This window comes from Kosmotoga sp. DU53, from assembly GCF_001639905.1.
Classification (GTDB): domain Bacteria; phylum Thermotogota; class Thermotogae; order Petrotogales; family Kosmotogaceae; genus Kosmotoga; species Kosmotoga olearia.
In genome coordinates, this window is record NZ_JGCK01000032.1 from 107,447 (window position 1) to 128,957 (window position 21,511).

20 protein-coding genes are annotated in these 21,511 nt (G+C 41.2%); 15 read left to right on the forward strand and 5 right to left on the reverse strand.

Translation table 11 applies throughout. The features are described from left to right. From rsxA to DU53_RS04645, 10 genes are all read left to right on the forward strand, one after another. Positions 1 to 594, forward strand: coding sequence for an electron transport complex subunit RsxA (gene rsxA, locus DU53_RS04600; RefSeq protein ID WP_235599710.1), 594 nt, complete (start codon positions 1 to 3; stop codon positions 592 to 594). Positions 595 to 607: 13 nt separating this feature from the next. Further along, positions 608 to 1,300 (forward strand): RnfABCDGE type electron transport complex subunit B, encoded by a 693-nt coding sequence (locus DU53_RS04605; RefSeq protein WP_015868279.1) that lies wholly within the window; start codon positions 608 to 610, stop codon positions 1,298 to 1,300. A gap of 3 nt (positions 1,301 to 1,303) precedes the next feature. Continuing rightward, on the forward strand, positions 1,304 to 2,437 hold the full coding sequence (gene dxr, locus DU53_RS04610) for a 1-deoxy-D-xylulose-5-phosphate reductoisomerase (RefSeq protein ID WP_063727709.1): 1,134 nt from the start codon (positions 1,304 to 1,306) through the stop codon (positions 2,435 to 2,437). After that, on the forward strand, positions 2,425 to 3,939 hold the full coding sequence (locus tag DU53_RS04615) for a site-2 protease family protein (RefSeq protein ID WP_015868281.1): 1,515 nt from the start codon (positions 2,425 to 2,427) through the stop codon (positions 3,937 to 3,939). The genes dxr and DU53_RS04615 overlap by 13 nt, the downstream gene beginning before the upstream one ends. Then, positions 3,936 to 4,979 carry a flavodoxin-dependent (E)-4-hydroxy-3-methylbut-2-enyl-diphosphate synthase gene (gene ispG / locus DU53_RS04620; RefSeq protein ID WP_015868282.1) on the forward strand — a complete coding sequence of 348 codons (1,044 nt, stop codon included), beginning with the start codon at positions 3,936 to 3,938 and terminating at the stop codon, positions 4,977 to 4,979. The genes DU53_RS04615 and ispG overlap by 4 nt, the downstream gene beginning before the upstream one ends. Beyond that, positions 4,976 to 5,956 carry an L-lactate dehydrogenase gene (locus DU53_RS04625; protein WP_063727711.1) on the forward strand — a complete coding sequence of 327 codons (981 nt, stop codon included), beginning with the start codon at positions 4,976 to 4,978 and terminating at the stop codon, positions 5,954 to 5,956. The genes ispG and DU53_RS04625 overlap by 4 nt, the downstream gene beginning before the upstream one ends. A gap of 305 nt (positions 5,957 to 6,261) precedes the next feature. Further along, entirely contained in the window at positions 6,262 to 7,338 is a 1,077-nt protein-coding gene (locus DU53_RS04630; protein ID WP_015868284.1) for a PEGA domain-containing protein, read from the forward strand. A gap of 134 nt (positions 7,339 to 7,472) precedes the next feature. Next, the gene (locus tag DU53_RS04635; protein ID WP_063727712.1) at positions 7,473 to 8,369 is read left to right on the forward strand and encodes a DMT family transporter; all 897 of its coding nucleotides are present in this window, start codon (positions 7,473 to 7,475) and stop codon (positions 8,367 to 8,369) included. Position 8,370: 1 nt separating this feature from the next. Then, positions 8,371 to 9,036 (forward strand): response regulator transcription factor, encoded by a 666-nt coding sequence (locus DU53_RS04640; RefSeq protein ID WP_015868286.1) that lies wholly within the window; start codon positions 8,371 to 8,373, stop codon positions 9,034 to 9,036. A gap of 40 nt (positions 9,037 to 9,076) precedes the next feature. After that, entirely contained in the window at positions 9,077 to 10,333 is a 1,257-nt protein-coding gene (locus DU53_RS04645) for a HAMP domain-containing sensor histidine kinase (RefSeq protein WP_063727760.1), read from the forward strand. A gap of 11 nt (positions 10,334 to 10,344) precedes the next feature. On the opposite strand, the gene DU53_RS04650 is transcribed toward DU53_RS04645, so the two are convergent. After that, positions 10,345 to 12,492, reverse strand: coding sequence for a Tex family protein (locus tag DU53_RS04650; RefSeq protein WP_015868288.1), 2,148 nt, complete (start codon positions 12,490 to 12,492; stop codon positions 10,345 to 10,347). Beyond that, positions 12,485 to 13,450 (reverse strand): pyruvate kinase, encoded by a 966-nt coding sequence (locus DU53_RS04655; RefSeq protein ID WP_235599705.1) that lies wholly within the window; start codon positions 13,448 to 13,450, stop codon positions 12,485 to 12,487. Before DU53_RS04655 ends, DU53_RS04650 begins: the two co-directional genes overlap by 8 nt. 101 nt (positions 13,451 to 13,551) lie before the next feature. Between DU53_RS04655 and DU53_RS04660 the strand changes: the two genes are divergently transcribed. Beyond that, positions 13,552 to 14,523, forward strand: a complete 972-nt coding sequence (locus DU53_RS04660; protein ID WP_063727715.1) for a coenzyme F420-0:L-glutamate ligase — start codon at positions 13,552 to 13,554, stop codon at positions 14,521 to 14,523. A gap of 26 nt (positions 14,524 to 14,549) precedes the next feature. On the opposite strand, the gene DU53_RS04665 is transcribed toward DU53_RS04660, so the two are convergent. Together DU53_RS04665 and DU53_RS04670 are read right to left on the reverse strand one after the other, a co-directional pair. Continuing rightward, on the reverse strand, positions 14,550 to 14,765 hold the full coding sequence (locus DU53_RS04665) for a heavy-metal-associated domain-containing protein (RefSeq protein WP_015868291.1): 216 nt from the start codon (positions 14,763 to 14,765) through the stop codon (positions 14,550 to 14,552). A gap of 288 nt (positions 14,766 to 15,053) precedes the next feature. Beyond that, complete coding sequence (locus DU53_RS04670; RefSeq protein WP_015868292.1) at positions 15,054 to 15,500, reverse strand: type II secretion system protein; 447 nt, start codon at positions 15,498 to 15,500, stop codon at positions 15,054 to 15,056. Between the two features lie 473 nt (positions 15,501 to 15,973). Between DU53_RS04670 and DU53_RS04675 the strand changes: the two genes are divergently transcribed. Together DU53_RS04675 and DU53_RS12460 are read left to right on the forward strand one after the other, a co-directional pair. After that, positions 15,974 to 17,278: a DEAD/DEAH box helicase gene (locus tag DU53_RS04675; RefSeq protein WP_201029993.1), complete on the forward strand. Its 1,305-nt coding sequence runs from the start codon at positions 15,974 to 15,976 to the stop codon at positions 17,276 to 17,278. Next, positions 17,250 to 17,549, forward strand: a complete 300-nt coding sequence (locus DU53_RS12460) for a DbpA RNA binding domain-containing protein (protein WP_235599706.1) — start codon at positions 17,250 to 17,252, stop codon at positions 17,547 to 17,549. The genes DU53_RS04675 and DU53_RS12460 overlap by 29 nt, the downstream gene beginning before the upstream one ends. A 1-nt stretch (position 17,550) precedes the next feature. On the opposite strand, the gene DU53_RS04680 is transcribed toward DU53_RS12460, so the two are convergent. Next, positions 17,551 to 18,462: a sensor domain-containing diguanylate cyclase gene (locus tag DU53_RS04680; protein ID WP_015868294.1), complete on the reverse strand. Its 912-nt coding sequence runs from the start codon at positions 18,460 to 18,462 to the stop codon at positions 17,551 to 17,553. 321 nt (positions 18,463 to 18,783) lie between these two features. Here DU53_RS04680 and DU53_RS04685 point away from each other — a divergent pair, with 321 nt between their 5' ends. After that, positions 18,784 to 19,869, forward strand: a complete 1,086-nt coding sequence (locus tag DU53_RS04685) for an NAD/NADP-dependent octopine/nopaline dehydrogenase family protein (RefSeq protein ID WP_015868295.1) — start codon at positions 18,784 to 18,786, stop codon at positions 19,867 to 19,869. After that, complete coding sequence (locus DU53_RS04690; RefSeq protein WP_063727716.1) at positions 19,866 to 21,503, forward strand: methionine synthase; 1,638 nt, start codon at positions 19,866 to 19,868, stop codon at positions 21,501 to 21,503. Before DU53_RS04685 ends, DU53_RS04690 begins: the two co-directional genes overlap by 4 nt. Positions 21,504 to 21,511: the final 8 nt, after the last annotated feature.

Sequence of the window (21,511 nt, forward strand, 5' to 3'; positions counted from 1 at the left end):
ATGACGATGGGAATGGGAACAAGATTGTTCTTCATATTTCTTTCCGCTGTATTAGTTAATAACTTTGTTCTTTCAAGGTTTCTTGGGATATGTCCCTTCCTTGGGGTTTCCAGAAAAGTGGATACTGCTATCGGGATGAGTCTTGCGGTTATTTTCGTTATGGTTATGGCTTCCGTGATCACATGGTTGCTGAATGTTCTATTAGTTGCCCTCGGGCTACCATTTTTGACTACCATAGTTTTTATACTTGTTATAGCCGTTCTTGTTCAGTTCGTTGAAATCGTCTTGAAGAAAACCAGTCCTGGACTGTATGAAAGCCTCGGAATATATCTGCCGCTAATAACCACGAACTGTGCCATTCTTGGTCTTGCTGTTCTCAATGTTCAGCTTGAATACAATCTGCTGGAAACCATAATAAACTCTGTTGGTGCAGGAATAGGTTTTGCTCTTGCTTTAATAATTTTCTCAACAATTAGGGAAAGAATGGATCTTGTAGAGTTACCGGAAGCTTTTAAAGGTACCGCAAGCGCTCTCATAACAGCCGGCTTGCTTTCAATGGCGTTCACAGGATTCCAGGGCCTCGTGAAGCTGTGAGGGGGTATGGTGGATGATAATAGTTTATTCGGCCTTGATTTTAGGAGTTCTAGGTTTTGTTTTCGGTACATTTCTCGCTTTTGCAGCGGCAAAATTCGCTGTAAAAGAAAATCCGAAAGAGAAATTAATTGAGGTTGTACTCCCTGGAATAAATTGTGGGGCCTGTGGATATCCCGGATGTTCCGGATTCGCAAAAGCGGTTAGCGAAAGTAAAGCGTCTGTTGATGGTTGTATTCCCGGGAGAAGAGCCGGCGTTCCGGAGAAAATAAAGAAACTCCTTGAAGCCTCTGATGACGCTATAGAAAAGATATGGGAAAAAGCCGGTGGCGATCCAGAAGCAGCTGTTAAAGAGTTCTTCGCTGGTGCAGCGCCAAGCGAAGAAACAAAGCCCAAGAAACCTTCAAGGCCAAGCAAAGAAGAAGTGGAAAAGTACAGAGCAATGCTTGATGAAAAACCGGTTGCCAAGGCAGTTTATTCCATTCTTCCAAAAATAGACTGCGGTCTCTGCGGGTATCCCGGTTGTGCAGCTTTCGCTATTAAAATAGTGGAGGAGAAAGAAAACCCGAGTAAGTGTATCCCCGGTAAACGTCAGAAAGTTGAGGAAAAGGTGAAGAATATCAAGGAAAAATCCCCGGAAGAGATTAAAAAAATCGTAGAGGAAGCCAAAGGAGATATAGAGGAACTGAAGAAAAGATTCGAGGTGTAGCTCTTGAAGAAAATAGCGATAGTAGGTTCCACAGGTTCCATTGGAACTCAAACACTTGAAGTGATTAGAAAACTTGATAATTTTAGAGTTGTGGCCATGGCTTGTGGCCACAACTTTTCACTTTTTGAAAGACAACTCCACGAATTTTCTCCAGAATACGCTGCTATGCTTGAGCCAAATAGAGAGCTAGAAGTTAATTTTCCATCTGTGAAGTTTTTTTATGGTGCTGAAGGAATTGAAGAGATGCTGGAGACAGCCAAACCTGATTACACAGTTCTTGCGGCCAGCGGCGCGATAGGGTTGAGATACAGTCTCAAGGCGATTGAGCATTCTAAACGGCTCTGTCTTGCTAATAAAGAGTCCATCGTTTGTGGTGGAAAACTTCTGCTGGAAAAGGCAAAGCGGTATTCGGCAGAAATTATTCCTGTTGATAGTGAACACAGTGCGCTCTTTCAGTTGCTTCGAGGCGATGTTCGACCAGAGAAAATATTCATCACCGCTTCAGGTGGTGCACTCAGAGATTATCCGCTCGATAGAATCAATGAAGTTACACTGAAAGATGTTTTGAATCACCCTGTCTGGTCTATGGGGGTTAGAATAACTGTTGATAGTGCTACTATGGTGAACAAAGGACTTGAGATTATAGAAGCCCATTATCTCTTTTCCTATGATGAAAAAGACATTTTGACATATGTTTGCAAGAATAGCGCAATCCATGCCGGAGTAATCTACTCAGACGGAACAATAAAACTTCACATCGGCAAACCGGACATGAGAATTCCGATAGCTTATTCTTTAACTTATCCCCAAAGGGCTGCACTGAAAGACTTCACGGCTTCTCCTCTGGATTATTCCCTTTCTCTGGAGGAAATCGATTATCGAAGATATCCGGCTTTGAAACTAGCACGTGAAATTATCGGGATACCGTCGAAACAAATCGCGTTCAACGCTGCTGATGAAATAGCAGTCAAAAACTTTGTGGAGGGTAGAATTTCTTTTGGTAGCATTTATAGGATAATTGAAAAAACTATCGAGCGTATTGAACCGATAAGTCCTAAAGACTTCGAAGAGGTTCAGGCTATCGATGTATTGGCAAGAAAAATTGCACAGGAAGAGGTGAGAAAATGCTCACGTTAGTTTACTTTTTTCTTATACTGACGGCGATAGTCGTTGTTCATGAGTTCGGACATTATCTTTTCGCAAGGATTTTTGGTGTTAGGGCCTTAGAATTTGCTGTTGGATTTGGCCCCAGAATTTTTTCTAAAAAAGGCAAAAAAACAGAATTCAGAATAAACGTTCTTCCTCTAGGAGGATATGTGAAACTTGCTGGTGAAGATTTTGGAGAACTTTCTGAAGAAATTCCCGAAGACGAGCTTTTTTCCAACAAACCCTCATGGCAACGTTTCCTGATAGCTTTTGCCGGACCGTTATTTTCGATAATAGCTGGATTTATTATATTCGCTCTTGTTGGGGCGTTCTGGGGTTTCCCTGAAGTTCGTATCGAACAGGTGGAACCAGGTACTCCGGCATATTACGCCGGTTTAGAGGCTGGAGATAGAATTCTTGAGGTTAACGGCAGGGTCCTGATTCAGGAAAATACTCTCAGTGATCTCATTTCGAAAGGTAAAGAGTTGACTCTAACAATCGAAAGAGACGGAAAAGAACTTCAACTGAACGTGAAGCCAGCTCTCTTTCCCGAAGAAGCTATTCTCGTGATCAAAGATGCTGAGATGATACCAGAAGAAGGAAGTATTATCGAATTATTCAACGGAGTACCTTTTGATGGGAAATACAGCGATTTCTCCAGCGTTTTAACTCCTGAGAATACCATCAAGATAACCTTTAAAGATGGTACTCAGCTTTCCGGGGTAATTGAAGGTGTTTCGGTTACCAAAGAGAGGTATGCAATTGGAATATATTACAGCAATTTCGAGCCTGTTCTGAACAAGGACTTTGGAAGATTTAAGGCTGGTGACAGAATTCTCGAAGTCAACGGCATGAAACTCGAAAATGGAGTTGATCTATCAAGGCTGGCTCAAATAATAGGTTTGAATGAAAATCAGCTTTTCATCCACCTTTCAGGGAATAAAATGGAATGGTTTGGTAGAGGATTACCGGATGAATTGACCATTAAGGTTCTTCGCAATGGTAAAGAACTAACGCTGGAAACAAGTAAAACTGAAATAACCAATCTGATGAAAGAACCCAATGTTTTCCAGCTTGGTTATTCTTACTGGTATCCCAAAAATGTATTTCATGCCTTTTCTTTGGGTTTCAAATGGGCTAACGAGCTTTTATTCTCAATGGTCAAGATACTTTCACGGTTATTCACCGGTGGGACCAGTCTGAATGAGTTTTCAGGACCTATCGGAATGGTTACCCTTGTCAGTCAGGCAACAAAAGCGGGGTTAAAAACCATCCTAATCCTTGTTGGATTCATTACCCTGAACATAGGTGTCATAAACCTGCTTCCCCTTCCAGCTCTCGATGGTGGGAGAATGGTTCTGGCGTTCGTTGAAATGGTTACTAGAAAAAGAATTGATCCAAAGGTAGAAGGTTATATTCACACAATCGGGTTTATAATAATTATGGGAATTTTAATCTACATAACCTTTATAGATATAGGAAGATTTCTGTGAGCAGAATAATAAAAATTGGGAATGTTGAAATAGGCGGAAATAACCCTATCGTAATTCAATCTATGACAAATACCAAGACCGCAGACGTAAATGCCACTATCTCGCAAATAAGAGCTCTCTCATCAGCTGGATGCGGGATAGTCAGAGTATCTGTCCCGGATTTTGAGAGTATAAAAAGCCTGAAAGAGATAGTTAAGAACGTAAAGATCCCGATTGTTGCCGATATCCATTTTGACTATCGTCTCGCCATAGAATCTATAAAAGCCGGTGCCTCCAAGATTCGAATAAATCCGGGAAACATAGGTGCTGACTGGAAGGTCAGGGAAGTTGTTAGGGTAGCAAAAGAATATGGCGTTCCCATAAGGGTAGGGGCGAATTCCGGGTCCATAAAAAAAGGTTACACTCATCTTCAAAAAGCTGAAGCTCTTGCCGAAAGTGCCCTGGAAGAAGTGAGAATTCTTGAATCCATGGGGTTTGATAGAATAGTCATCTCCGCAAAGTCTTCATCTGTCATGGAAACTATCGAGGCGAATGTTTATATCCACTCTAAAGTTGATTATCCACTTCATATAGGTGTTACTGAAGCCGGTGTTGGTGAGAGCGCGATCGTGAAATCATCCATAGGGATTGGGGCATTGCTCATCAAAGGAATTGGAGACACTATAAGAGTTTCTATGGCTGGGGATCCGATAAAGGAAGTTCTCATAGCAAAAGAAATCCTTAAATCACTTGGTAAGTTGAAAGGGCCGCAGGTGATTGCCTGTCCCACCTGCGCGCGTACCGAGATAGAGGTAGAAGTTCTTGCAAAAGAAGTAACAGAATGGCTGGAAGGAATAGATGAGGAACTCACAGTAGCTGTCATGGGTTGTGTTGTAAATGGTATCGGCGAAGGAAAACATGCGGATATAGGTGTGACAGGAACAAAAGATCAAGCCGTTATATTCATTAAGGGGAAAATCGTGGAACAGGTGGAAAAAGGTAAACTAAAGGAAAGGTTCTTCTTTCACCTGGAGAATTTATTGGGGAGGAAAAAAACATGAAGGTATCCATAATTGGTGCGGGAATGGTTGGATCGTCAATCGCCTATGCAACGATGATAAAAGGGGTAGCAAGGGAAATAAGCATCGTGGATATAAACGGTGATTTAGCGGAAGGTCAGGCTCTCGACTTGAGTCATGGAGCTCCCTATGTTCATCCTGTAAGGATAAAAGGCGGCAATGATTACAGTTTAACGAAAAATTCCGATGTTGTCGTTATCACTGCCGGTAGAGCTCAAAAACCTGGTGAAACGAGATTACAGCTTCTTAAAAGTAATGCGAAGATCATCTCTTCGATAGTTGAAAGCTGTCTCAAATATTCCGAAAATCCGATAATACTGATGGTCTCAAATCCCGTAGATGTGCTTACGTGGGTAGCGTGGAAGAAATCCGGGCTACCAAGAGAACGAATTATCGGTTCAGGTACGACACTTGATACGGCAAGGCTCAGACAGAATATAGCAGATCATTGCAAACTTGACCCGAGAAGTGTACATGCCTATATTATAGGAGAACATGGGGATAGTGAAATCGCCAGTTGGTCCACGGCGAATGTGGGAGGAGTTCCAATAAAAGAATTCTGCAATGGCTGCTTGGCTAAAGGGTGCGAAAGAGATAAGGTGTTCGAAAGAATATTCGAGAATACCCGTGATGCTGCTTATAAAATCATTGAAAAGAAAGGCGCTACATACTATGGTATCGGCCTTGCTGTGGCAAGAATTCTTGAAACTATCGCTGGAGATCATCATTCTGTCTTAACGGTATCCAGTGTCCATGAAGAGTTTAGAGGAATGCGGGATGTTCCTTTTAGTGTTCCCAGTGTTCTGGGTAAAAAAGGAATAGAAAGAATCCTTCCTTTAAAACTCTCGGACGATGAATTGAAAGGATTAGAAAATTCCGCGAAAGTTATAAAAGCTGCTATAGAAAGCATATTAGAGAATCGAGAGCCGAGAGCCGAGAGTCCGAGAGATGGAAAATAAAACCCGGGAGTCGAGAACCGAGAGCCGAGAGATGGAAAATAAAACTGGGAGTCGAGAGCCGAGAATGTAGTCGTTGTAGGTTGTAGGTCGTACGTAAAGAGCAAAAATGAATGTTGAAGGTTAGGGCTTAGAAAAGAGCGGGTTTAGAGTTTGGAAAAACAAACGTACAACGCATAACATACAACCAACAACGGGTTTCATCAGCCTCTGCAAGCGTCCGGAGCGCAGCTTCGTTGCTCTCTCGGATTCTCGGATCTCGGTTCTCGGAGTATCTTTTTCATCACATGAACCAAGGAGGGATTTGGGTGAGTAAAAGTTCTTTTTCATTCTTTGCGATGATCCTATTTTTCTCAGGGGTACTATTCGCTTATGCTGGCATACAATACGAACCTGAAAATATCAGACTTGTTCCACCAGAAAGCGACTTAAAAGCACTATTATGGACTAACAAACCTACTGGTTCAATGTATCTTTCTGGTGAAGAGATGGTAATTCATTTTAAGACAAACAAAGATGCTTACGTAACCATTCTCGACATCCTTCCGAATGGGAAAATAAAAGTTCTGTTTCCGAATAAATTCGAGAAGGATAATTTTATTCAAGCAGATGTTGAATACACGCTTCCAGGGACCTCTTCAGAGTATCGCTTGTTAACTGGAGATATCACAGGCAAGGAAGTGTTCATATTAATAGCGTCAACAGAACCATTGTATTTTCTGGATCCTGTTTTTATACGATTACAATATTCAATTTTTACTTATTTCTTGAGCGATGTAACTGCTTTCGTCCCTACGGTTACTCGTTCGCTTGACAACGTTCCTTGGACTGTTGCTGCAACATATCATTATATCAACTACCTTCCGAACCTCCAGCGTGTGAGGTTAGATTCCGATCGCCCGAACACAAAAGTTTATGTCGATGGACTTTATTCTGGAATCGCTCCGGTCGAATTGAAACTTGAGGAAGGAAAACACAGTGTTTACATGTTCAACGACAAGGAACTCGCTTACGGTCCGGATGTCATAAATGTAAGTGCTGTTTCGAGGCAATTTGATTTTCAGTTATTTCCAACCTATCCTTATGGGTTCATAGATGTTTTCTCCGACCCTGTTGGCGCGAATGTTTACGTTGATGGAAAATATGTTGGAAAAACCCCCTATCACGATTTTGCCAGGGTTGGGTATAGATCGGTTAGAGTTTCAAAATGGAAGTATCACTCTGTTACGCAAGAAGTATATGTAGATGAAGGTGAAGTAAGCACAATCGATGTTCAGCTTGTTCCCAAGACTGAAGAAGAGATAAGAAAAGAAATAAATACAATGATTTTGGTTATGGGCATCGCGGTCAGTATCATAGCATTACTGATTATACTATCACAATAAAAAATTAGAGGCGCTTTTTTTCGCGCCTCTGTTTTAAATTATACCACAAGAATCATGGTTAGTCAAGCTTTGTGTATGTAATATGATAGTAATCTTAGACTTTTCTGAGGTATTGCGGGAGGGAATACATAATTGTGCTAAGTAAGAAAATTCTGGCGAATATCTATCTACTTCTTGTCGTGGTTTTCTGGGGACTAACTTTTCCGCTGCAGAAAGTTATTCTTATAAACTCATTATCGCCGGCTTTTTACAATGCTTTACGTTTTTTTATGGCTATCATTTTCTTGATTCCTTTTAAGGCTTTTAGGAAAAACTTCTTCAGCTCTTTGACAAAAGAAGAATTATTTCATGGAGTAATTCTTGGATTATTTCTCTCTGGTGGATATGTTTTTCAAACGTGGGGGTTAGTTTATACAACAGCGTCCAAAAGTGCCTTCATAACAGCTTTGTATGTTGGATTGGTGGCTATTATGGCTCCTTTTTTAGAAAGAAAAGCTCCTACATTCTTACAAATTGTGGCGCTTGGAATTTCTATCATGGCACTTTATTTCCTCACGAGTCCAGCCGGTGGCGGTTTTAATTTAGGCGATTTTCTGACTCTGTTATGTGCAATATCGTATGCTTTGCATGTCCTTTTCATAACACATTTCACCCGGGAAAATGAATCTGAACTTTCTCTCCTCTTACCACAGCTTGTAACAGTTATGCTGGTTAACGTTATTTTGATACCGGTTATTCCAGGTAAAGTGATTTTGAACCGGGAAATATTTTTTACAGCCGTTTTTGCCGCTATTTTTGCTACAATTTTTGCCATAGCTATTCAATTGAAGTATCAGAAGTATGTAGGCTCTCTCGGTTCATCGTTAGTTTACGTTGGTGAGCCCGCTTTTGCACTACTTTTTGCAGTTATCTTGCTGGGGGAAAAAATCACAATGATTGAAGGACTTGGGTTGATAATGATGGTCGTCGGGATAATTCTTGGAAGTTTGTCAACGATTAAAGAAAAAGAACAGGAAAGTGAGGTGGGATAACTTGAAAGCAAAAGTGCTTCTCGTAGAGGATGATCCTCACATAAGAAAATTCATTCAGCTGGAACTCGAACACGAAGGCTATGAAGTAAAAACAGCCGTTACCGGTCCACAAGCTCTCGACGAACTTGAAAAGGAGCTTCCAGATGTTGTTTTGCTGGATGTGATGTTGCCGGAGATGAATGGTTTTACCGTGTTAGAAAGAATCCGGGAAGACTTTTCAACGGAGCTTCCAGTAATTATGTTGACAGCTCGAGGAGAGCTGGAAGATCGGGTCAGGGGATTGAAAAGTGGTGCTGATGATTACATAGTAAAACCTTTCCACATTGAAGAGCTTTTGGCCAGACTGGAAGCAGTCCTGAGAAGAAAGGGCTATTCAGAAAAAATTTTATACGGTAATATAGAAATGAACCTCTCTTCCAGAGAGGTAAAGGTTAATGGTGAACCTGTCGAGCTTAGTAGGACAGAGTTTGATTTGCTAAAAGTCCTTCTTACGAATGCAGGAATCGTTATGTCAAAAGATAGGCTGTTAGAGCTGGTATGGGGAACGGAAGAATGGGGGAATCCTAACGTTGTGGAAGTGTACATAAATTATCTGCGAAAGAAACTTGGATCAGCGGGGAAGATCATAAAAACGGTAAGAGGTGTTGGTTACGTTGCGAAGGAGTAAATCCATACCATTTTCACTTCAGTTATTTATCAGTATTGTTATGATAACCGTGCTCGTCATGGTTTTCTTTGCCCTTTTTGTTTATAGTCTTTCATCCGAGCTGTTTGTACGAAATTACGCTACCGAGCTGGAGAAGAATTTTAGAAATTTCTTCAACTTTAATGCCCAAAGGCATGGTATAGCATCAGGGCCACGCGGAATGTCGGGTGGACCACAAAGCAGGATTTCAAAAAGTCTTTTTATTATGGTTGATGATAGTGTACTTCAAAACCCGGATGGAATACCAGCACCGGATTTTTTTGAAGGACGAAAACTCCTAAAAATAGATGGAAATACCTACCTGTTCTATGGATTTATAGATTCCGGAAAAAAGGTGCTTTTGGGCATAAGAACTGCTGAATACGATTTTCTGCTTGGTGGCTTGAAAAAAGCTTTTATTGTTGCCATTATGTTATCGCTGATTCTTTCAGGCATTGTGGGATATTATATAAGCTCCAAGATATCGACACCACTTAAAAGAACGATGGAACTCTTAAAAGAAGTTGTGGTGAGTGATCTTTCAAAGAGAATATCTGTTGACTCTAACACGAAAGAGATATTGGAACTTACTCAGGCGATAAATTCAGCATTGGACAGGATAGAAGATGGTTATAAAAGGCAGGAGCAGTTTTCCTCTGATGTAGCCCACGAGATACGTTCCCCATTAACTGCTATACTTGGTTTTTCACGAATGATACAGCGTTGGGGAGCAAGAGACCCAGAAATCGTTGAAGAATCAGCGAAAAATATAGCAGAAACAGCTGCAAAGATGCTTACCCTTACTGAAGGTTTGCTATTTCTTTCGAAACCAAACCTTTCACCAAATCTGGAAATTTTGAATCTGAGGACCCTGGTAGAAAGAAACGTTTCGGATATCACTAGAATTTATGGAATAAAGATAAAAAACGTCGTGCCCGATTTAAATGTAAAAACCGATGAAAGCCTGCTTTCCATAGCTATAAAGATACTCCTGGAGAATGCGGCAAAACACGGCGAAGGTAAGCCAGTGGAAATTGGTTGGGATAGCGAAAGAAAGGCTTTATATGTTAGGGATTATGGTCCCGGGATACCAGATGAAATTAAGGATAAAATATTTGACAGATTTTTCAAGGCAGAACGCTCAAGAAGCGGTTCTGGACATGGCCTTGGTTTATCAATTTTCAAAAAGATCTGTGATACGTTGGGATTAACCGTAAAGGTTGAGGATCCACCTGATGGTGGCGCAAGTTTCGTAATAACAGGCTGGAAATTATCATAACAACGGTAAAATCAAAAACGTTTTTCTACGAGTTCAAGGGCGATTCTTTCCCTTTCGAGGTCAATACTCAGAACTTTTACTTTTACAATCTGTCCAACAGACAGAACTTCGAGAGGATCGCAAACATTTTTTCCCATTCTTGTTTTATGGATCAATCCGTCCTGCTTGACGCCGATATCGACAAAAGCTCCAAAATCCACTACGTTCCTTACGGTACCCTCAAGTTCCATATCAGGTCTTAAGTCTTCTATTGAAAGAACATCATCGTGCAGTATGGGTTTTGGCAATTCGTCCCGTGGATCAAGCCCGGGATTCTTTAATGCTTTTACTACCTCTTTTACAGTAATGGGATTGAACCCCGCTTTTTTTACGAAACTTTCTATATCGAATTCTTCCAGTTTTCCTCTTAACTCTTCACGTTTCCGGATTATTTCTTCCGGGAGAATTCCTACTTCTTTCAATACTTCACGGGCAATATGATAGGATTCAGGATGAACAATGGTGTTATCTAAAGGTTCCTCACCATCTATTATCCTGCAGAATCCAGCAGCCTGCTCAAATGCCTTGTTACCGATTCCTTTGACTTTCAATAGGTCTTCCCTCTTTTTGAAAAGTCCAACCTGTTTTCTGTACTCAACAATGTTTCTTGCCATTCTCGCATTTAGGCCGGATATGTACTTCAGTAAATGTTCTGAAGCGGTGTTAAGGTTAACTCCCACGTAGTTGACCACAGATTCCACTTCTCTATCGAGTGCTTTTTTTAAGTTTTTTCTCGACACATCGTGTTGGTACATTCCCACACCTATCGATTCAGGCGGGATTTTCACATACTCGGCAAGGGGATCCTGAACCCTTCTCGCGATTGAAATTGCACCACGGGTAGTTACATCATATTCTGGGAGTTCCTCAGTAGCCGTCTTGGACGCCGAATATACAGATGCTCCGGCTTCGGAAACGATCATGAATTTACAATTCAGATTGCAGGTTCTAATGGTTTCAGCCACAAAACTCGCAGTTTCACGTGAAGCGGTTCCATTTCCAATGGCTATTATCTCTACTCCAAGCAGTCTTACCGCATTAGCCACTTTCATCTGCGCGGATTTTTTATCATTTCGCGGTGGTGTCGGATAAATAGTATCGTGGTAAAGAACTGAGCTATCTTTTCCAACCACCGCTATCTTACAACCTGTACGGTAGCCAGGATCAATTCCCATAACAACCTTTTCGCCCATCGGTGGTTGCAGCAAGAGGTTTCTCAAATTCTTTGCGAAAACTTTGATCGCCCTGTCTTCGGCAGAAACCTTTAGATCACTCCTGACTTCTCGCTCGATAGATGGTTTCAACAGCCTTTCATAAGAGTCTTTCAACGCTTCCAGAAGTTCGGAAAAATACGCTAAAGAAGAGGAAATTCCAAGTTTCTTTTGAAGCGAAGAGCCAGGGTCGAAGGGAAGTGACAGAGTAACTTTTAGAACTTTTTCCCGTTCTCCTCTAAATATGGCGAGAATTCTATGTGAAGGGATTTTTTTAATAGGTTGCGAAAACTCATAATAGTCTCGATAAATGCCTTTCGGGTCTTCGGCGTCCCCTCGTAAGCATTTCACTATTCCTTTTTCACTGAACAACGTTCGTAAAAAAACTCTTATTTCAACATTGTGAGATATCTTTTCCGCTATAATATCCTTCGCGCCTACCAAAGCTTCCTCGATAGACACTATCCCCTTTTCCTCCGATATAAAGCTTTGAACGAAGTTGTCATCACGAGATTTCGCCGATAAAAGGAATTCAGCAAGCGGTTCAAGCCCTTTTTCCCTCGCCATGTCAGCTTTTGTCTTCTTTCGGGTTTTATAGGGAAGATACAAATCTTCCACTTCCTGAAGGCTTTCAGAGGTTTTTATCGCCTTTTCAAGCTCTGGAGTCAGTTTGCCTTTTTCACTTATTAATCTTAAAACTTCCTCTTTCCTTGTTTCCAGCTTTTTAAGATACTCCAGCATATCAGCGATTTCCCTAATCTGAATTTCATTCAATTCTCCTGTTTTCTCTTTTCGATATCTTGCAATAAAAGGAATTGTCTTTCCTTCTTCAAGGAGTTCAATGGAGTTTTTGACCTTCCATGTTGGCAAACCAAGTTTTTTCGCTATCTCTACTGTAAAATCAATCACCGCTGATAACCTCCCTGACAACCTTAACTACTTCAATTGGGAAATTCCCGGATACTGTTTCATTGGAAAGTACTATGCCTGAAAAACCGTGTTCTATCAGGTCATAAAGGTGACAAATTTCGCTTCTCGTTGGTCGGGGATTGTCTACCATGTGTTCCATAACCTCACCTGCCATGAAGACAGGGCAGGTAAAATCCCGCATAGATTTCACAAATTCACCATAGAATTTTGCAAGTCCCCTCATTCCAAGATGTGCTCCAAGATCACCCCGACAAAACCAGATTTCGTCGGTTTCACTTGAAATTTCCTTCAGTTTATCCAAATCCAAATAATTTTCTATCTTAGCAGCCACATACCTTCGTGAAATTGCTCTTAGATTTTTTATCTGTTCAGGAGAACTAACAAAGGATAATGCGTATCTCACAAAGGGATAATCACGTGTTTTTGAGATTATTTCCACGTCCTTCTCGGTTAAAGAAAAAGATCTGAAATTTTTATCCGAAAGGAATTCAAAGTTTATTCCCTTAGCTCCATGGACTCTTCCAGCTTTCAGTACTATTGCATAGGCTCTATTTCCATCGTTATCGAGAATCTTCAACTTTATCTTTCCATCATTTAGGGAAACATTCATGTTCGGGGAAAGAAGTTTCAATACAGCAGGTTCTACTAAAAGGGTTTTTATTTCCGGGCTTTCACTTGTAGCAAAAACAATCTTTTCCCCTGGAATAAGTTCAACGGTTCGTTGATCTTTGCGAAGTCTCTGTTTGTTGCCTTTAAGATCAATATAAAGCGGGATGTTATAGAAATGGAATTGGTATTCTTCTAAAAACTCTATTAGCTTACCAATCTCCATATGTGAAGAGTTAACTCTGAAAGCAGTTACTCCAGCATTCAGCAGCTCTCGGGCAATTGAAAAGTCCCTTATAGTAGCAAAGATTTTGAAATTCAATTCTATCACCTCGAAAAAATTATACCCCCTTAGATTGAACATATCTTCAATATGTTCCGGTGATATAATAAAAAAAAAAGAAAAAGCGAGATCTGAAAGGAGGCACACATGTGTCGGAACAAACTGTAAAAGGAGAGCTCAGGGTTATACCGATAAGTGTTTCGGAGGCTATCGTACCCGAAAAAGCCCGAAGAACCACAGCGGGAGAATATCTTGTTAATGCCCTTAAAGAAAAAGGGATAGAGGTTCGGGATAAGGATGTTTTTGTACTCACTTCAAAATTAGTCTCGCTTTTCGATGGTAGAACGATTAATTTGAATACAGTGATTCCCTCGAGAAAAGCGAAGATTCTCGGCAAACTTTTCCATAAAGATCCCCGTGAAGTTGAACTGATAATGCGTGAAGGAAAGGTTCTGGCCGTTATACCTTTCAAAAAAATTGCGAAAAACCCCGTCATATGGAAGCGAATGCTTCAGTTTTCAGCCAACCCGGAAGGTACGCGCCAAGCACTCGATATATCAACATATGTTTTTGTTGTCAATAACCATGCGGCTTATCTCGACGACGCTGGTATAGATTTTTCCAATTCCCCACCAGACTATGTTACGCTACTACCAAAGGATCCTTGTGCCAGCGCCAAAAGAATTCGAAAAGAAATCACAGATTTAACCGGTAAAGAAGTTGCTGTGATTATCACCGATACCGTTTCCGTGTTAGGGAGAATGGGATCGCAAGACGTTGCCATAGGTTATTCTGGTATTGATCCAATTACAAGAAAAAGCGGTAAGGAAGATCTTTTTGGAGAACCTCATCTTGGAGGAAACGACCTTGTTGTCGATTCTATGGCAGGAATCGCAGGCCTTGTCATGGGCCAGATGAACGAAAGTACTCCTGCGACACTTATCAGAGGATATGACTACGAGCCAGAGAGAGAAGATGAAGAACCTAAAGGTATGGAGTTAATAGCTTATCCAAAGAACATGGCGTTTAGAGCAAGTTTTCTAACGATATTGACAACCATCTGGTTTTATATAGCCGACTTCCTTACTTTCCAAAAATGGCCAAAAGATGAAGAAAATTAAAACGGCGGGGCTCAAAACCCGCCTTTTTAATAGCTTTCAACTTTGATTATCCGATATCCCTTTGCTGAAAGTTTCTCCTCAAGATTCTCAACGATTTCAAGAGAATCTGCTTCCACAATAACCTTTCCTGAAGAGAATTCAACGCTTTTAACTTCCCTGCCAAGAACAGATTTGATTACTCGCCGTACAGAATCAACGGACCCATCATCACTCATACCTTCAATTGTGAGTACCATTCGCATCGTATCACCCCAAATATTGGTCTCACTATAATATTCTCATCTTTCGCGCTTTTCGTCAACATGCGGATTAATCAAGTTGTCAATAAATAAATCAATGCGTAATAGATATTCAACGAGCTTTAAAGCTTTTTCTAAAGAATGGAAGTATGATAGAGATACACTTGGGAGAACAATAAGGAAGCCTCGATTAAATACAACGTGCTAACCCCACCCCTGTTCGAAAGATTTCCCCATCACGAAGCGTCAGAGCAGCCTCACAAGAGGCTGCTCTGATTTTTGCAAAAGAGATTAATAAATATCAAATTCTATACGATAAAGAACAGTAGCATTGTTCGCATTCTGAAGTCCTCCGGCCAGATAATCCGCACCAGCAGGAATTATCGCGGTGGAATCGCTCGAAGCCGGAAGTATCTCGTGAACGGTGTCAAATTTCACCTCTTCGGTTGTAAAAACCACAATGACATAATGACCGCCAGAAGAAGTATAAGCTATTCCGTAATTTTGTGTATCTATGTCCCTACCAATTTCAGAAATATTGGAAGGCAGCTCGCGATCTAACAATAGTTTGTTCTGAATACCCCCGGCAAGAACTTTGAGATTAAATGCCACCTGAATCGCCTTGGCTTTTCTTATCGCATTCATGGCAACAGGTGTAATACTGGCAAGAAGCGCCGCTATAACAGCAAGGACTATAAGCAGCTCTATGAAAGTAAACCCCCTTCTTCTGGTAAACATATAATCCCTCCCGCAATAGTGTTCTGAGGTACTCTAAATTATACAATCGTTTTGTAGAGAAGCAAGGAGCAATGATGTTACATGAGAAATCGATTGATGGATAGTTAGTTTAACTAACAAACGCATTTATAATAATAGTAACAACGAAAAAGATCTGGTAAGCACTCCTTCGGAGTGGGAAACAATAGACGTTTGCAAAGGCTGTCAATTGGTAGAGTGACGTTTGCGACAAAAAACACGAGAATCCGATGTTCGAGATCGACGCGACTGACTTCGCCGAGGAAACGATTAATTCTGTCGGTGACACGTGTCTGCGGCGGGAAGAGTAGAAGAGCGGGTATCGGGTCTGGGTAGAGCAGCTGCTTTTTACTCTTTACAGCCAGAGAGAAATTTACCTCACTGACATCATTTGTGATAAATGAACCTTTATCAAAGTATATAATTTATGGAATCTATTTGAAAGGATATGACGAATGAATATGAATTTTAGTGAAATGGGTTTATCCCGAAAGATGTTGAACTCCATTGAAAAAATGGGGTTTGTAGAACCTACTCCGATACAATCTAGAGCAATACCGGTGATTTTAAATGGAAGAGATATAATTGGCCAGGCACATACCGGAACCGGTAAGACAGCCGCTTTTGGAATACCTCTTCTTGAAATGCTGGATTACTCATCAAAAAAAGTACAAGCGCTTATTCTCTGCCCAACAAGGGAACTGGCTGTTCAGGTGGCACGCGAAATAGCTGCGTTGGCCTCTAATCGCAAGGAAATAGAAGTACTTGCTATATACGGTGGGCAATCCATAGAACGACAGATAAATACCCTAAAGAAAGGAATTCAAGTTGTTGTTGGTACTCCCGGCAGAATAATGGATCATATGCGAAGAAAGACGCTCAAGCTCGATGACACAAAATTTGTAGTGCTGGATGAAGCTGATGAGATGCTAAATATGGGGTTTCTTGAGGATATACGGTACATACTCAGCCATGTTGGAAAAGAACGACAAATCACTATGTTTTCAGCCACCATGCCGAAAGCAATTATAGCTCTGGCTCAGGAATTTCAGAAAGAACCTGAACTGATAAAGGTGATAAATAGAGAATTGACTGTTTCCACGGTAGAACAATATTATCTTGAAATAGGGGAATCCAGAAAGTTTGATGCTCTTTCAAAGCTCATTGAGTATTACAATCCGCAACTTTCGTTGGTTTTTTGCAACACGAAGAAGAAAGTAGATGAACTTGTTCCGATGCTTCAGGCTAAAGGTTATCTTGTCGACGGGCTCCACGGAGATATGAGTCAATCATTGAGAAACAGAGTCATGAACAGTTTCAGGAATAAATCGATTAAAGTTCTTGTAGCCACCGATGTTGCTGCTCGTGGTATAGACGTTGATGATATCGAGGCAGTTTTTAATTACGATATACCCCAGGATGAGGAATATTATGTTCACAGAATAGGAAGAACTGGAAGGGCAGGAAAAACCGGAAAAGCCTTCAGTTTCGCCTACGGTCGTTCTCTTCACAGGTTGAGAGAAATACAACGTTATACAAAAATCAAGATAAAATCCTTAAACGTGCCCTCAGAAAAGGATGTGAACACAAAAAGAATGGAAAGCTTTCTTGGTGAAATCAATGATATCCTCGAACAGGGCAATCTAAGTGATTACGTTCCTGCTGTAGAGGAACTTATTGCAAGGGGTTACACCTCAATGGAAATAGCTGCTGCACTAATAAAAATGAATGATGTCAAAAAGAGCCTATTCTCAGAATGAGGCTGGGGCTAAGAATAACAATCGTGACCGTGAGATGATAAAGCTGTTCGTCAGCGCGGGGAGTAAGCATAACATAAGCGTTAGAGATATTGTTGGAGCAATTACCGGCGAGGCGGGTATTCCCGGTGATCGCATAGGTTCAATTGAACTTTTGAGTAAGCATAGTTATGTGGAAGTTGAGCGCAGATATGCTGAATTGGTTATTGATTCTCTCAATCGCTGCAAGATAAAGGGAAACAAAATAGTTGCCGAATTAGCAAGAGCAAAGTGAATTAACCGATAGTAAGCCTGTTTCTACCCCTTTGTTTACTTATATACATCAGCTCATCGGCACGCTTTATGATACTCTCTTTTGTGTCGCCTTGTTTTGCAAGGGTAGCTCCAATCGAGATGGTTACACTCAAACTTTCTCCATTTAGTTCGAAACTGGAGCTCTCAACAAGTAGGCGATATCTCTCAGCTATTGTTTCAATAGTTTTCATGTTAACGTTTTTGATGAGCGCAACAAATTCTTCACCACCCCATCTACCGACAACATCGGAAACTCTTGAGGCACCGAGAAGCGTATTAGCCACGATCTTCAATACTTTGTCGCCTGCGACATGGCCATAGGTGTCATTAAAACTTTTGAAATGATCTATATCCATGAAAATTACACCGAATCTCAATTTATGCCTCATGAAATCATTCATGAAATCTTCTAATCTTTCTTCAACGTAACGTCTGTTTGGAAGTTTCGTCAATTCATCAAACATGGCAAGTTTTTCAAGTTCAGTCATTCTCTGTTTAAGTGCTTCTTCAGGTGTTTTGTCATTGAAGAGCTCTAGGGCGGCGTGTATTTCGCCATAGTCATTTCTGAGTGGAACCACTCTGATACATACAGGTTTTCTGTAACCATCTTTGTGGTGAAGATACACGTTTGCTTCTCTAATCTTTCCATCTTTAAGTGTCTTTGCAAGCGGGCAATCTCCTTTACAAAGACTATTTCCCGCTTCGTCAACATGCATAAGGATATTATCCATACAGGATCTTCCCAGAATTTCATCTTTACGGTAGCTGGTTATCTTTTCTGCTGCTTTGTTCCAGTAAAGTATTTTTCTGTGCTTATCAACAATATAAGCTCCTTCGATTAGTACATCAAGTAAACCCCTCCAATGCCTGTAATCATGATCATTGCCTGACATTTTATCACCCACTCTTGAAAAATTTTTTGTTTGTCGTATATTTCTCGAAATTTATTCTATCACTATTCCTTTCGGTTATTGTTTTTGCCTTTCATCGATCCATTGAAATTGAAATAAAGAAGATTCTCGACAACATTCCTAAAAAAGTTTAAAAACTCTTTCTCAGTACCTTTTCCAAGTGTGTTTAATTGTCTTCGGTTCTTAATAGATTATGGTTATAATTGATTTGACGGGTTTTCACTTTCGTTTTATTCTATTTCTTACCCATTAAATTCAGTTTCTTCAAGTTTCCACCGGTTCCAGGATATGGGAGGTGGCAACATGAAAATCTGCGTTGTTGGCGCTGGCAATGGTGGACAGGCTATCGCCGCTTATCTCGCAATGCATGGACATGACGTTGCTCTTTTTAATCGAAGCCGGAAAAGAATATCCGGAATTCTCTATGCACGAAAGATCAGAATAGAGGGCGAATCCAGTGGCGTTGCTACGCTAAGTTACGTTGGAACAAACATCGAAAAAGCAATAGAAGGAAGAAAATTAATTATGGTGGTAGTTCCCGCTTTTGCGCATGCTTCCGTTGCTAAAAGAGTCGCTCCATATCTTGAAGATGGTCAGGTCATTGTCCTTAATCCTGGCAGAACCGGTGGTGCACTGGAGTTTAGAAGAGTATTAGACGAGATGAATGTCAAGAAAGATATCGTTATTGCCGAAGCTCAAACCTTTGTTTTCGCCTCAAGAATCACGGGGCCGGGAACAGTAAAGATATTTAAAATTAAAAATGCTGTTCCTGTTGCCGCATTACCTGCGTCTAAAAACGATCTACTTTTCGAAACTCTACCTAAAGTGCTTCCTGAATTCGTGGTTTCTCCGAATGTTCTTTACACTAGTTTCAACAACATAGGAGCCGTATTCCACCCCGGAGCACTTTTGATGAACGCTGGTTGGGTAGAATCAAGGCATGGAAATTTCCAGTTTTACCTTGAGGGAATAAGCCCTTCGGTGGCAAGAGTTCTGGAAAAAATCGATGAGGAACGTTGCCAGATAGCCCGTGCACTCGGGGCAGAACCGATGACGGCTGTTGAATGGATCGATTTCGCCTACGACGTCCAGGGTATCGATCTGTACGACGCAATTCATAACAATGAAGGATATCAGGGAATAGCTGCACCCGTTAGTCTTTCTAATAGGTACATTCTCGAAGATGTACCCATGAGTCTCGTGCCTATAAGCTCTTTCGGAAAGTACCTCGGTATTCCGACACCAGCTATCGATTCGATTGTCAACATTGCTAATTTTGCGCTCAGAAGAAATTTCTGGAAAGACGGAAGAACGGTTGAGCACCTTGGACTTGCCAATATGACCGTGGATCAGATATGGAACTTTGTTGAGAACGGGAGAGATACATGATGTCGAAAAAGAAAATAATCGCAGGTGCCCTTGGAAGCGATGTTCATGTAGCCGGTGTGCTCAATTTTCTCGATTTAGCAAACAAAGAAGGATATGACACTGTATACCTTGGGGGGGCTGTACCACTGGAAAAATTCATTGGGGGAATAATCGAAACTGACCCAGATATTGTGGCAATAAGCTACCGTCTCGATTCGGATGCCCTTCGGAATCTTTTGAAGGAATTTGAGATGGAAATAAAAAGGTACGGTCTTCAAAATAAAATATACATCTTCGGTGGAACTGTAGAAACAGCAAAAGCAGCACGGGAGTTTTCTTTTATCTCCAAAGTTTTTGATGGAAGCATGAGCATTGATCAGATAGCGATGTTCTTAAGAGGAAAGCGTGATGAAAAAGAAGATGAGATACCTCCTCAGACCCTTACTGAACGAATAAAGTACAAATCCCCTTACCCGTTGATAAGACACCACATAGGCCTCCCCACACTCCAAGAAACAGAAAGAGAAATAGAAAAATTAGCGGAATCCGGTTTGCTCGATATCATTTCACTCGCACCAGATCAAAACGCCCAGCAATTCTTTTTCACGCCCGAAGAGATGGATCCAGCACAGGATGGCGCTGGCGGTGCTCCTTTTAGAACTCGCGATGATTTTACACGCATGTACCAGGCAAGTAGAAGGGGAAACTATCCTCTTTTACGTTGCTATTCAGGAACCAGAAATTTGATCAAATTCTCCGCTTTGCTACACGAAACGATACACAATGCCTGGGCAGCGATACCCCTCACATGGTATTCCGACCTTGACAGGCGTTCCGATAGACCCCTCCTTGAAGCTATAAAGGAAAACCAGGAAGCAATTCGCTGGAACGCTTCCATGGGAATACCCGTAGAGATAAATGAATCCCATCAATGGGCATTGAGATACTGTCACGGTGCCGTGGAAGTTGCCACAGCGTACATCGCAGCTTACAATGCAAAAAAGCTTGGAGTAAAGTACTACATTGCACAGTATATGTTCAATACTCCCCCCGAGATATCACCAAAGATGGATACAGCAAAAATGCTGGCAAAAAAAGAGCTTATCGAATCACTTCATGACAATGATTTCATCTCGTATCGCATGGTGAGAACAGGATTGATGTCTTTTCCCGCCGATCCGTATATGGCGATGGGACAGCTCGTTTCTTCCATGTTCACCGCAGCATATCTGAAACCCAATATAATTCACGTGGTTGCCTACTCTGAAGCCATAAAAAGGGCTACTTCAAAAGAGATAATTGAAAGCGTCAAAATGGTGAAAAAAGCGTATCTCGAGGCAATGAAAGGATTGCCTGATTTCGAAGCAGATCCAGTTGTTAAGGAAAGAAAGGAACAGTTAAAGGAAGAAGCAATGCTTATCGTTAGAGCGATAGAAAGCCTAGGCAAAGATTTAGACGATCCTTTAATCGATCCAAGAGTCATCCAGGCCGCTATAAAAACAGGCATACTCGATGCACCGGGACTTAAAAAGATGTCAGTCGCCTGCGGAAAGGTTCATACAAGAGCAATAAATGGTGCTTATTACGCTGTGGATGAAAAGGGAAACCCGATTTCCGAAGCTCAAAGGTTGAAGTTGTTGGGATTTGAAGTGTAAAGGAGATG